This window comes from Nocardioides pocheonensis (assembly GCF_003725535.1).
Classification (GTDB): Bacteria; Actinomycetota; Actinomycetes; order Propionibacteriales; family Nocardioidaceae; genus Marmoricola; species Marmoricola pocheonensis.
The window spans coordinates 19870-31973 of the sequence record NZ_RJSF01000040.1; the positions used below are offsets into that span (position 1 = coordinate 19870).

At 72.6% G+C, this 12104-nt stretch carries 13 protein-coding genes; 3 read left to right on the forward strand and 10 right to left on the reverse strand.

The window, feature by feature from the left end; genetic code table 11:
- Nucleotides 1–3 precede the first annotated feature (3 nt).
- From EFL26_RS10935 to deoC, 3 genes are read right to left on the reverse strand one after another with little or no spacing between them, the layout of a single operon-like run.
- The gene (locus EFL26_RS10935) at nt 4–864 is read right to left on the reverse strand and encodes an aldehyde dehydrogenase family protein (RefSeq protein WP_123222932.1); all 861 of its coding nucleotides are present in this window, start codon (nt 862–864) and stop codon (nt 4–6) included.
- Nucleotides 861–2294 carry an aldehyde dehydrogenase family protein gene (locus tag EFL26_RS10940; protein WP_123222933.1) on the reverse strand — a complete coding sequence of 478 codons (1434 nt, stop codon included), beginning with the start codon at nt 2292–2294 and terminating at the stop codon, nt 861–863. Before EFL26_RS10940 ends, EFL26_RS10935 begins: the two co-directional genes overlap by 4 nt.
- A gap of 5 nt (nt 2295–2299) precedes the next feature.
- Nucleotides 2300–3304 carry a deoxyribose-phosphate aldolase gene (deoC, locus tag EFL26_RS10945; RefSeq protein WP_246000148.1) on the reverse strand — a complete coding sequence of 335 codons (1005 nt, stop codon included), beginning with the start codon at nt 3302–3304 and terminating at the stop codon, nt 2300–2302.
- A 24-nt stretch (nt 3305–3328) separates the two neighbouring features.
- On the opposite strand from deoC, the gene EFL26_RS10950 reads away from it, so the two are divergent.
- Nucleotides 3329–3982, forward strand: a complete 654-nt coding sequence (locus EFL26_RS10950) for a hypothetical protein (RefSeq protein ID WP_148046687.1) — start codon at nt 3329–3331, stop codon at nt 3980–3982.
- On the opposite strand, the gene EFL26_RS10955 is transcribed toward EFL26_RS10950, so the two are convergent.
- The 3 genes from EFL26_RS10955 to EFL26_RS10965 all read right to left on the reverse strand — a co-directional run bounded on the left by EFL26_RS10955 (nt 3966) and on the right by EFL26_RS10965 (nt 8182).
- Entirely contained in the window at nt 3966–5651 is a 1686-nt protein-coding gene (locus EFL26_RS10955) for an FAD-dependent oxidoreductase (RefSeq protein WP_123222935.1), read from the reverse strand. The two genes, EFL26_RS10950 and EFL26_RS10955, sit on opposite strands and share 17 nt — an antisense overlap.
- A 195-nt stretch (nt 5652–5846) precedes the next feature.
- Nucleotides 5847–6488 (reverse strand): class I SAM-dependent methyltransferase, encoded by a 642-nt coding sequence (locus tag EFL26_RS10960; protein ID WP_246000149.1) that lies wholly within the window; start codon nt 6486–6488, stop codon nt 5847–5849.
- Nucleotides 6485–8182 (reverse strand): phospho-sugar mutase, encoded by a 1698-nt coding sequence (locus EFL26_RS10965; protein ID WP_123222936.1) that lies wholly within the window; start codon nt 8180–8182, stop codon nt 6485–6487. The genes EFL26_RS10960 and EFL26_RS10965 overlap by 4 nt, the downstream gene beginning before the upstream one ends.
- 49 nt (nt 8183–8231) lie before the next feature.
- On the opposite strand from EFL26_RS10965, the gene EFL26_RS10970 reads away from it, so the two are divergent.
- Together EFL26_RS10970 and EFL26_RS10975 are read left to right on the forward strand one after the other, a co-directional pair.
- Nucleotides 8232–9122 (forward strand): LLM class F420-dependent oxidoreductase, encoded by an 891-nt coding sequence (locus EFL26_RS10970; RefSeq protein ID WP_123222937.1) that lies wholly within the window; start codon nt 8232–8234, stop codon nt 9120–9122.
- Complete coding sequence (locus EFL26_RS10975) at nt 9119–9565, forward strand: SRPBCC family protein (RefSeq protein ID WP_123222938.1); 447 nt, start codon at nt 9119–9121, stop codon at nt 9563–9565. The genes EFL26_RS10970 and EFL26_RS10975 overlap by 4 nt, the downstream gene beginning before the upstream one ends.
- On the opposite strand, the gene tpx is transcribed toward EFL26_RS10975, so the two are convergent.
- From tpx to EFL26_RS10995, 4 genes are all read right to left on the reverse strand, one after another.
- Nucleotides 9546–10040, reverse strand: coding sequence for a thiol peroxidase (gene tpx, locus EFL26_RS10980; RefSeq protein WP_123222939.1), 495 nt, complete (start codon nt 10038–10040; stop codon nt 9546–9548). The genes EFL26_RS10975 and tpx overlap by 20 nt on opposite strands.
- A 72-nt stretch (nt 10041–10112) precedes the next feature.
- The gene (locus EFL26_RS10985) at nt 10113–10532 is read right to left on the reverse strand and encodes an OsmC family protein (RefSeq protein ID WP_123222940.1); all 420 of its coding nucleotides are present in this window, start codon (nt 10530–10532) and stop codon (nt 10113–10115) included.
- A gap of 62 nt (nt 10533–10594) precedes the next feature.
- Complete coding sequence (locus EFL26_RS10990; RefSeq protein ID WP_123222941.1) at nt 10595–11272, reverse strand: DNA alkylation repair protein; 678 nt, start codon at nt 11270–11272, stop codon at nt 10595–10597.
- 13 nt (nt 11273–11285) lie between these two features.
- Nucleotides 11286–12083 (reverse strand): crotonase/enoyl-CoA hydratase family protein, encoded by a 798-nt coding sequence (locus EFL26_RS10995; protein ID WP_123222942.1) that lies wholly within the window; start codon nt 12081–12083, stop codon nt 11286–11288.
- Nucleotides 12084–12104 lie beyond the last annotated feature (21 nt).

A 12104-nucleotide genomic window follows, 5' to 3' on the forward strand; every position in this document is an offset into this window, starting at 1 on the left:
GCCTCAGATCCCCATCGGATGCCAGACCGTCTTGGTCTCCAGGAAGGTCGTCATCCGGTCGAGGGCCGGGGCGGCGAGCAGGTCCTCCACGCCGGGGCGGCGCACGCGCTTGAGGTTGTCGGCGGCCGCCTCCTCCAGCGAGCGGGCGAGGTCCGGGTCGGCGACGCCGGTCAGGTCGAGGCCGTTGACGTCCATGTGCGAGGCCAGCCACGGCGCGATCTCGGCGACCGAGCCGGTGAGGACGTTGACCACGCCACCGGGCAGGTCGCTGGTGGCCATCACCTCGCCGAGCGTGATCGCGGTGAGCGGGTGCGGCTCGCTGGCGATGACCACGCAGGTGTTGCCGGTCGTGATCACCGGCGCCACCACGCTGACCAGCCCGAGCAGGGGACCGCTCGGCGCGACGATCGCGACCACGCCGGTGGGCTCGGGTGCGGAGTGGTTGAAGTACGGGCCGGCGACCGCGTTGGCGCTGCCGGTCACCTGCGCGATCTTGTCCGCCCAGCCGGCGTACCAGACCAGACGGTCGACGGCGGCGTCGACGTAGGTGCGCGCCTTCGCAGCGTTCAGCCCCTCCGCGGCGCGCAGCTCGGCCTCGAACTGGTCGCGGCGCCCCTCGAGGACCTCGGCGATCCGGTAGACCACCTGCCCGCGGTTGTACGCCGTGCGGCCGGACCAGCCGCCGAACGCCGCCCGGGCTGCCAGGACGGCGTCGCGAGCGTCCTTGCGCGAGGCCTGGGATGCGTTGGCCAGGAACGTCCCCTTGGCGTCGTTGACGACGTAGGACCGGCCGGACTCCGAGCGCGGGAACTGCCCGCCGATGTAGAGCTTGTAGGTCTTCTTGACGTCGAGTCGCGTGCTCATCGCAGGTAGGCCTCCAGCCCGTGGCGGCCGCCCTCGCGGCCGTAGCCCGACTCCTTGTAGCCACCGAACGGGCTGGCCGGGTCGAACTTGTTGAACGTGTTGGACCACACCACGCCGGCCCGCAACTGCGAGGCCGTCCACAGGATCCGCGAGCCCTTGTCGCTCCAGACGCCCGCGGACAGGCCGAACGGCGTGTTGTTCGCCTTCTCGACGGCCTCCTTGGGCGTGCGGAAGGTGATCACGCTGAGCACCGGGCCGAAGATCTCCTCGCGGGCGATCCGGTGGGCCTGCGTGACGCCTGTGAAGATCGTGGGCGCGAACCAGTAGCCGGTGCTGGGGAGCTCGCACTCGACCGACCAGCGGCCCGCGCCGTCGGCCTCGCCGATCTCGGAGAGCTCACGGATCTTGGCCAGCTGCTCGGCAGAGTTGATCGCGCCGACGTCGGTGTTCTTGTCCAGCGGGTCGCCGACGCGCAAGGTGCTCATCCGGCGCTTGAGGCGGGTGAGCACGTCGTCGGCGACCGACTCCTGCACCAGCAGGCGGGAGCCGGCGCAGCAGACGTGGCCCTGGTTGAAGAAGATGCCGTTGACGATGCCCTCGACGGCCTGGTCGACCGGCGCGTCGTCGAACACGATGTTCGCGCCCTTGCCGCCGAGCTCGAGGGTGACCTTCTTGCGGCTCCCGGCCACCGTGCGGGCGATCGCCTTGCCCACCTCGGTCGACCCGGTGAACGCGACCTTGTCGACGTCGGGGTGGCCGACCACCGCGCGCCCGGTCTCGCCGGCACCCGTCACGATGTTGACCACGCCGGGCGGCAGGTCGGCCTGCTGGCAGACCTCCGCGAACAGCAGCGCGGTCAGCGGTGTGGTCTCGGCCGGCTTGAGGACCACCGTGTTGCCGCAGGCGAGGGCCGGCGCGATCTTCCAGGCCAGCATCAGCAGCGGGAAGTTCCACGGGATCACCTGCCCGGCGACGCCGAGCGGCTGCGGCGCCGGGCCCAGGCCGGCGTACTCCAGCTTGTCGGCCCAGCCGGCGTAGTAGAAGAAGTGCGCAGCCGCCAGCGGTACGTCGACGTCGCGGGACTCCTTGATCGGCTTGCCGTTGTCGATCGACTCCAGCACGGCGAACTCGCGGGCCCGCTCCTGGAGGATCCGCGCGATCCGGAAGAGGTACTTGCCCCGCTCGGCGCCGGACATCTTCGACCAGACCCGGGTGTAGGCGCGCCGGGCGGCCTTGACCGCCGCGTCGACGTCGGCCTCGTCGGCCTCCGCGATCTCGGCGAGCACCTCCTCGGTGCTCGGGCTGACCGTCTTGAACGACCGGCCGTTGCCGTCGACGAACTCGCCGTTCACGAACAGCCCGTAGGACGGCTTGATGTCGACGACGGTGCGCGCCTCGGGGGCGGGGGAGTACTCGAACTCAAAGGGCATCGGGATCAGTCCAACGTGAAGTAGTCGGGGCCGGAGTAGCGGCCGGTCTGCATCTTGGTGCGCTGCATGAGGAGGTCGTTGAGCAACGTCGACGCGCCGAACCGGAACCAGTCGGGGTCCAGCCAGTCGCTGCCCACGACCTCGTTGACCATCACGAGGTGCTTGATCGCGTCCTTGCTGGTGCGGATGCCGCCGGCCGGCTTGACCCCCACCTGCTGACCGGTGGTGTCGCGGAAGTCGCGCACCGCCTCCAGCATCACGAGGATCACCGGCAGGGTCGCCGCCGGCTGGATCTTGCCCGTGGACGTCTTGATGAAGTGGCCGCCGGCGAGCATGCCGAGCCAGCTGGCCCGACGCACGTTGTCGTAGGTCTGCAGCTCGCCGGTCTCCAGGATCACCTTGAGGTGGGCGCTGCTGCCGTCGGCGCGGACGCACGCCTCGCGGACCGCGACGATCTCCTCGTAGACCTGCAGGTAGCGCCCGGAGAGGAACGCCCCCCGGTCGATCACCATGTCGATCTCGTCGGCGCCGGCCTCGACGGCGTCCCGGGTGTCGGTGAGCTTCACGTCCAGCGGCGCACGGCCGCTCGGGAAGGCCGTCGCCACGGCCGCGACGTGCACTCGTCCGGCGGTCGAGCCTGCCGAGACCCCGAGGGCCTCGCGCGCGACGCCGACCATGTCGCCGTACACGCACACCGCGGCGGTCGACGGGCAGGACGGGTCGGCCGGGTCCGGTCGCATCGCCTTGGCCGCCAGCGCGCGGACCTTGCCAGGGGTGTCCATGCCCTCGAGGGTGGTCAGGTCGACCATCCTGATCGCGAGGTCGATGGCCTGTCTCTTGGACTCGGTCTTGATCGACCGGGTGCCGAGCGAGGCCGCGCGTTGCTCGGCGCCGACCTGGTCGACGCCGGGCAGGCCGTGGAGGAAGCGTCGGAGTGCCGCGTCGCTGGCGGTCTCCTGCGCGAACGTCGTCGCACCGGGTGAGGGCGCCGTTGCCTTCAAGGTGGTCACCCTCGCCAGTCTAGGCTGAGCGACGTGATGGCGAGGGCCGCGGAGGCGGATGGTGCCGGTACGGGCGACGAACGCTCGTTCCGGCCGACCTCGGGCACCGCGCTGGGCTGGACCGGCGTGGTGCTGGCCGCGGCGTCGGTCGTCGACGTGCTCGTCGACGGCCACGGGCTCGGGGGCGTGCGGTTCGGGCTCGGCGCGGCCATCTTCGGGCTGCTCGTCTGGTGCTTCATGCTCCGGCCCCGGCTGGTGATCAGGTCGGCCGACCTCGAGCTGCGCAACCCGTTCCTCTCCTGGCACGTGCCGCTGGTGACGGTGCGGCGGGTCGCGGTGCGGGCGGTCACCCGGGTCTGGACCGACGACCGGCGCTTCGACGGCGTGGCCGTGGGCCGGCCGGCGCGGTCGCTGCGACACGCCCGTCCGTCGACCCGCGACACGATCGGCCTGCCCGGGCTCGGCGGGTCCCGGATCTCGACACCGGTCGAGGCGACCCGCCCGCAGAAGGGTCAGCTGGACCCGGACATGACCGCCGACTTCGTCGTCGAGCAGATCCTGTTCGCCGCCGACCAGGCGCGCGAGCGCTCCCAACCCTCCGGTACGCCGACCCGCAGCTGGGCCTGGCCCGAGCTGGGACTCCTGCTGGTCCTCGTCGTCGGCCTGGTGGTCAGCCTGCTGCTCTGAGGCCGGGCTCGACCCGGGTGCGGCCGTGGGTCCGCGCCGTCGCCCGGACGCCCGCCTGCCAGGTGCGGTGGCCACCGTCGAGGTTGGCCACGTCGAAGCCGTGCTGGGCGAGCAGCCGGGCGGCCGTGTGGGCGCGCAGGCCGACGCCGCAGTGCACGATGACCGGGCCGGGCGGGATCTCGTCGAGCCGGTCGCGCAGCGTGTCGAGCTCGACCAGGACGCTGCCCGGGATCGGGGCGGCGGCGTGCTCGGCGGGTGTGCGCACGTCGAGCAGCACGGCGCCCGCCGCCATCCGGTCGGCGAGCTCGTGCCACTGGACGGTGCGGGTCACCCCGTCGGCCAGGTTCTCCGCGAGGTAGCCGAGCATGTTGACCGGGTCCTTCGCCGACCCGAACTGCGGTGCATAGGCGAGCTCGAGTCCGGCGAGCTCGCTGGCCGTGAGGCCGCCGGCCATCGCGGTGCTGATCACGTCGATCCGCTTGTCCACCCCGTCGGTGCCGACCCCCTGTGCGCCGAGGATCGCGTCGGTCACCGGGTCCACGAGCAGCTTGAGCGCCATCTGCTCCGCGCCGGGGTAGTAGCCGGCGTGCGCGTTGGGGTGCACGTGGATCGCGCGGTACGGCCTCCCCGCGGCCCGCAGCCGCTTCTCGTTCCACCCGGTGGTGGCGACCTGGAGCCCGAAGACGCCGACGATCGCGGTGCCGTTCACGTCGCGCAGGCGCGCCGGCCGCCCGCAGATCAGGTCGGCGACCATCCGGCCCTGCAGGTTGGCGGTGTTCGCGAGCGGCACCAGCACCGCCTCGTGGGTGAGTCCGTCGCGCTTCTCGACCGCGTCGCCGACGGCCCAGATCGCCGGGTCGCTGGTGCGCAGGGTGGGGTCGACCGCGATGCCGCCGGCCGGGCCGATCTCGAGGCCGGCGGCCTCTGCGAGGGCGGTCTCGGGGCGTACGCCGACCGCGGCGACGACGAGCTCGGCGGGTGCCGTGCTGCCGTCGGACAGCGTGACGGTGTCGGCACCGATCTCGGCCACGCTCACGCCGAGGCGGAGGTGGACGCCGTGCTCGCGGAGCCGGTCGTGGACCGGCGTGACCATCTCGGGGTCGAGGGGCGCCATGACCTGGTCCGTGGCCTCGACGACGGTCACCCGCAGGCCGCGGCGGACGAGGTTCTCGGCGAGCTCGATCCCGATGAACCCGCCTCCGATCACCGTTGCGCTGCGTGCGCCGGCGGTCGCGGCGACCAGCGCGTCGGTGTCCTCGATGTCCCGCAGGGTCAGGGCGCGTCCGATGCCCGGGATCGGCGGGCGCACCGGGCGGGCGCCGGGGGAGAGCACCAGCGCGTCGTACGGGTGCTCCCGCTCGGTGCCGGTGGTGAGGTCGCGGGAGACCACGACGCGGCGCTCACGGTCGATCCGCACGGCCTCGTGGGAGACCCGCACGTCGAGGTCGAAGCGCTCACGCAGCGACGCGGGAGTCTGCAGCAGCAGGGCTTCGCGGTCCTCGATCACGCCGCCCACGTGGTAGGGCAGGCCGCAGTTGGCGAACGACACGTGGCCGCTGCGCTCGAGCACCGTGATCCGGGCGTGCTCGTCGAGGCGGCGGAGACGGGTGGCGGCGGACATGCCGCCGGCCACGCCTCCGATGATCACGACTTCGCGGGGCTTTGTCATGTCGGCTACTATACCCCCAGGGGTATCCAAGCAACCAATCGAGAGGACCCGAGATGTGTCACGCGAAGCGGTGCCGGAGCTGCGGCAAGGTCACCTGGGCGGGCTGTGGGCAGCACGTCGACCAGGTGATGCGCAACGTCCCCAGGGCTGACCGGTGCGCCGGTCATGAGGACGAGCCGCGGGAGCCGAGCCGGCTCATGGCATGGGTTCGGCGCGACCGATCATGAACCAACCCCACGGTCGCGCGAACGCGGGACCGGGCAGGTAGAACGACTCGAGGTCGGAGAGGTTGAAGCCGGCGTCCTCGACGAGGGCGGGGATGTCGCGGTCGAGGTGGCAGCCGCCGGCGATCTTCTTCCAGCGTGGCGTGATCCGGTGCTGCCGGGCCGCGACCTCGGCGTCCGGCGCGAGCCCGTGCTCGAGGAAGTGCACCGAGCCGCCGGGGCGCAGCACACGGCGCATCTCGTGCAGCGCGGCCTGCAGGTCCGGGATCGTGCACAGCGTGTACGCCGAGACGACCGCGTCCACGCTCGCGTCGGGCAGCGCCAGCACCGCCCCGTCGAGGCCGATCCGCTCGACCGGTCGGCCGAACCGCTCGATCCGCCGCCGAGCACGGCGCCAGGCGACGTCGGACGGCTCGACGGCGTACACGCGGCGTACCGAGCGGGGGTAGTGCAGCAGGTTGGTGCCGTTGGCGAAGCCGACCTCGAGCACGTCGCCGGACACGTCGCCGAGCGCCTGTTCGCGCCAGCGCCCCGTGGACCGGTCCGAGCACGACACGGCGGTGAGGAACGGCAGCACCCGCTCGTTGTACAGACGGGCGAGCGCGCCGCTCACAGGCCGGCCGCCTTCTGCACGTCGGCGCGGATGGCGTCGAGACGACCGGCCGCGGAGATGCGGGCGGCGTCCACCCCGCCCGTGTCATCGGTCCCTGAGCCTGCGCTCCCGGTCCCTGAGCCTGCCGAAGGGGCGACCGGAACCACGACCTCCAGGTAGCACTTGATCTTCGGCTCGGTGCCCGACGGCCGCACGATCACCCGGCCGCCGTCGGCGAGCACGTACCGCAGGCCGTCGGTGGGCGGCAGGTCGGCGCTGCCGGTCGCCAGGTCATCGACGCGCTCGACCGCGAGGCCACCCAGCACCGTCGGGGGCGCCTCCCTGAGGCGAGCCATCGTGGCCGGGATCTCCGCGAGGTCGGCGAACCGGACGCTCAGCTGGTCGGTGGCGTACAGGCCGTGCGCGCGCGCGACGTCGTCGAGCACGTCGCGCAGCGTGCGGCCCTGCGCCTTGACCTGCGCCGCGAGCTGGAGCACCAGCAGGATCGCCGAGACGCCGTCCTTGTCCTTCACGTGCTCGGGGTCGACGCAGTAGCCCAGCGCCTCCTCGTAGCCGAAGGCCAGCCCGGGCACGCGACTGATCCACTTGAACCCGGTGAGCGTCTCCTGGTGCGGCTGCCCCGCGGCGGCCGCCATCGCGCCGAGCAGGCTGGAGGAGACGATCGACTGCGCGTAGACGCCCTGCTTGCCCCGGCTGAGCAGGTGGTGGGCGAGCAGGGCTCCCACCTCGTCGCCGCGCAGCATCTGCCAGCCGTGAGGGCCGGGGAGTCCGACGGCACAGCGGTCGGCGTCGGGGTCGTTGGCGACCACGATGTCGGCGTCCACCTCGGCCGCGAGCGCGAGCGCCAGGTCCATCGCCCCCGGCTCCTCCGGGTTGGGGAAGCTGACCGTGGGGAAGTCCGGGTCGGGCGCGGCCTGGGCCGCCGGCTCGTGCGGCGCGGCGAACCCGGCGAGCTCGAGCACCCGCTGCACGGTGGAGCCGCCGACGCCGTGCATCGGGGTGTACACGATCCGCAGGTCGGCGTACGCCGCCCGGTCGCCGTCGGCGACCAGGGCCGCGACGGCCTGCTCGTAGCGCTCGAGGACGCCCTCGTCGAGCACCTCGACCAGGCCCTCGTCCGTCGACCGCGGGAGGTCGGCCAGCGCGCCGACCGCGGCGATCCGGGAGGCGATCTCGGCGTCCGCGGGCGGCACGATCTGGCTGCCGTCGCCGAGGTAGACCTTGTAGCCGTTGTCCTGCGGCGGGTTGTGGCTGGCGGTGACCATGACACCGGCGATGCAGCCCAGGTCGCGGATCGCGAACGCCAGCAGCGGCGTCGGCAGCGGCCCTGGCATCAGCAGGGCGCGGATGCCGGCGCCGGCCATCACCTCGGCGGTGTCCCGGGCGAACACGTCGGAGTTGTGCCGGGCGTCGTACCCGATCACGATCGCGGCGCCCGGCGTCGCGGCACCGGTGTCGCGCAGGTACGCCGCCAGCCCGGCCGCGGCTCGCTGCACCACCACCCGGTTCATCCGCTGCGGACCCGCACCCAGGGCGCCGCGCAGGCCGGCGGTGCCGAACTCGAGAGTGCCGTCGAACCGGTCCTCCAGCTCGGAGAGGTCGTGGGCCGCGATCAGGCCTTCCAGCTCCGCGCGGGTCGCCGGGTCGGGATCCTCGGACGCCCAGGCCCGGGCGCGGTCCAGCACGTCGCTCATGGGGCCAACGCTATGCCACCGGTCTCGTGCCACCCGCCATGATGGGCCCATGGACATCGGCATCCACTACTCCCGCTTCCCGGTCGCTCCCGGCTCGACGCGCGCGGCGACGCTGGCGGAGACCGCCCGCATCGCCGACCAGGGCGGCGCTGCGCTGTTCACCCTGATGGACCACTACTTCCAGATGGAGCCCTACGGAGGTCCGCCGGAGCCGATGCTGGAGGGCTACACCGGTCTCGGCTTCCTCGCGGGCATCACGGAGAGCGTCCGCCTGAGCCTGCTGGTCACCGGTGTCACCTACCGGCACCCCGGGCTGCTCGCGAAGATCGTCACCACGCTCGACGTGCTGTCGGAGGGCCGGGCCCAGCTCGGGATCGGTGCGGCGTGGTACGAGCGGGAGCACCTCGGCCTCGGCGTCCCGTACCCGTCGACCAGCGAGCGGTTCGAGCGCCTCGAGGAGACCCTGCAGATCTGCGGACAGATGTGGAGCGGCGACGACGGAGCATTCGAGGGTGACCACTTCACGCTCGCCGAGACCGTCTGCGTGCCGCCGCCGCTGCAGACCTCCGGGCACCTCGGTGGCCCTCCGGTGATGATCGGCGGCAACGGTGAGCGCAAGACCCTGCGCATGGTCGCCCAGTACGCCGACGCGACGAACCTGTTCGGAGCCGACGGAGCCGAGATCGGCCACAAGCTCGACGTGCTGCGCCGGCACTGCGACGACGTCGACCGCGACTACGACTCGATCCGGAGGACCGCGATGGCGCGCATCGACCCGGTCGCGGACACCGACTCGTTCCTCGCCGTGATGGGTGAGTTCGCCGCGCAGGGCATCGAGCTCGTCACGATCCAGCCGCCGGCACACCCGCCGGCTCCGGACCCCGTCGCCTGGGTGACCGAGTTCTTCGACACGGTCGCTCCGGCGGTCCGCGACCTGTGAGGGCGTCCGACTACCTCTTCACCGACTCGTGGGTGATCCCTGCTCCGCGGGACGCGGTGTGCGAGGTGCTGCTGGACCTCGAGCACTACGTGGACTGGTGGCCGCAGGTGCGCGCGGTCGCCAGCGTCGGACCCGACGACGCGCTGGTCGTCTGCCGGTCGCGGCTCCCGTACGACCTCGAGCTGCACCTGCACGCCGAGACCCGCGGCCCCGACGAGCTCCGCGTCGCCATCGACGGGCCGATCCGCGGGTTCGCCTCGTGGCGGTTGACCCCGGTGGCGGGAGGCACCCGGCTCGACTTCGAGCAGCGGGTCGAGGCGGTGGCACGCCTGTTCCGGTGGGCGTCGTACGTCGCGAAGCCGGTGCTCGCGGCCAACCACGCCTGGATGATGCGCGGCGCGGAGCAGGGGCTGGAGGCCAGGCTCAGCCGAGCGCGGCGATGACCGCGTCGTAGTCCGGCTCGTGGGCGATGTCGTCGACGAGCTGGGTGTGCACGACGGTGCCGTCACGGTCGACCACGACGACCGCGCGGGCGAGCAGGCCCTCGAAGGCGGAGTCGGTGAGCCGCACCCCGTAGTCCTCGCCGAACGACGACCGGAACGCGGAGCCGACGGTCACGCGCTCCAGTCCCTCGGCCGCGCAGAACCCGCCCAGCGCGAAGGGCAGGTCCATCGACACGTTGAGCACCGTGGTGTCGGGGAGGCCGGCGGCGAGCTCGTTGAACCGGCGCAGGCCGGCCTGGCAGACACCCGTGCCGACGCTCGGGAAGATGCTCACCACGACGCGCCCGGCGAGGTCCGCGAGCGAGAGCTCACGCAGGTCAGCGCCGACGAGCGTGAACGCAGGCGCCGGCCGGCCGACCGGCGGGAGCTCGCCGCTGGTGTGCGCAGGGGTGCCGTCGAGGGCGGTGGTCGCCACGAAGGTCCTCTCGGAGGTGGGTCGCCGCCGGGCCGGTCAGGTGACCGGCCCGGCGCCGCGGACGGCAGTGGTTCAGGAGAGCTTGGCGTCCAGGGTGATCTCGACGGACAGCGCCTGGGAGACCGGGCAGTTGGCCTTGGCGTCGGCGGCGAGCTCCTGGAACTTCGCCTCGTCGATGCCGGGCACGGTGCCCACGACGGTGATCGCCGACTTCGTGATGCCGGTGCCGGGCACGAACGTGACCACCGCGGAGACCTCGAGGCGCTCGGCGGGGGTGTCGTTCTTGGCGAGCATGTTCGAGAACGCCATCGAGTAGCACGCCGAATGGGCACCCGCGATGAGCTCCTCCGGGCTGGTCTTGCCGTTCGCCTCCTCCGCACGCGACGGCCACGAGACCGGGTAGGTGCCGATCCCCGAGGAGTCGAAGGTGGTCTCGCCCGAGCCCTCGAAGAGGGTGCCGGTCCAGACGGTGGTTGCCTTGCGGTCAGTCATGTGAACTCCAGGTTCGCCAGAAGTGGGGGGTCAGGGGGAGCTTCGCCAGCCTAGCCAAGGGCTCAGGCCAGGTGCCTGAGTGCCTCCCGGCGCGAGAGCGCGCTGAGGTCGTGGCCCGCGACAAACGCACGGACCCACGCCGGATGGTGGCGGGCGGCGTCGCGCAGCGCCCACCCGATCGCCTTGCGGACGAAGAACTCCGGGTCGGCGAGGTTGGCCTCGATCACCTCGGCGAGCAGGTCGAGGTCCACCTGGTCGCGCCGCCTCAGCTGCCCGAGGATCGCCAGCCGACGCAGCCACATCGAGGGCTCGCGGCTCCACGTGCGGAGCACGGGTGCGATCTCCTGCGGGTGGGCCACCGCGAGGTCACCGATCCGGTGCGCGACCTCGTCGACGTGGTCCCACCACGCGCCGGTCACGGCCATGTGCCGGTGCAGGTCGAGCAGGTCGAGCCGGCCGTAGGACCAGCGCAGCGCGAGCAGCTCCTGCGCGGCGTAGCGCTCCTCCCGGAATTCGGCCTCGTCCCACAGCTCGCGCACCTCGGCGGCGCGGGTCTCCGCGTCGGCCGGGTGTGCGGCCGCGACGGCGCGGACGATGCGGCGCACCTCGGGCCGGCGTACGCCGAGGAAGGGGAGGTTGCCGGTCTCCGCCGACCTCATGTACGCCGCCATCGCGCCGGCGCGCTCCGGGTCGGCCGCAGCACGCAGTCGGCCTCGCACCTCCGCTGCGAGCGCGCTCACGACTCGGCCCGGATCAGGGGAGGACGCGGGGTCCGAACACCGGCGAGACCTTCTTGAACGCCGCCTCGCGTGCGGCCTTCGTGTTCGCCAGGGTGAGCAGCACCAGCTGCTCGGCCCGCTCGCGGGCGAAGGTCGCCCGCGGCGACGAGGTCCACGTGCGGTTGAAGAGCCGCTTGGCGGCGGCCACGGAGTCCGGCGAGCGCTCGGCGATCTCGCGGGCCAGGCCGAACGCCGCTGCGACCGGGTCGGCAGCGAGCTCGGTGACCAGGCCGAGGTCGGCGGCCTCCTTGCCGCTCAGCATCTGCGCGGTCATCGTCAGCCGCTTGGCGGTGTCGATGCCGACCAGCTCCGCGAGGCTGCGGATGCCCGTCATGTCGGGGATCAGGCCCCAGCGCACCTCGAGGACCGACCACTCGGAGTCCGGGGTCGCCACCCGGAAGTCGGCGGCCAGGGCGATCTGGAGGCCGCCGCCGTAGCAGTGGCCGTCGACCGCGGCGATCACCGGCACGGGCAGCCGCCGCCACGCCCAGCACGCCTCCTGGAAGGTGTTGGTGCCGCGCCAGGGCGCCGGCACGAACGCCTTCACGATCCCGACGGGGCTCCTCAGGGCCGAGCCGAAGTCCAGGCCGGCGCAGAAGGAGTCGCCCTCGCCGCTGAGCACCACGGCCCGCAGCGTGCGGTCGCGCCGCAGCTCGCGGGCGGTGGCGACCAGCTCGTCCAGTGACTGCAGGGTGAGCGCGTTGAGCTTGTCCGGCCGGGTGAGGCGGACGTGGGCGATGCCGTCGACGGTCTCGTGGGCTACGTACTCCATGGCCCAAGGTTACTCGTGGGT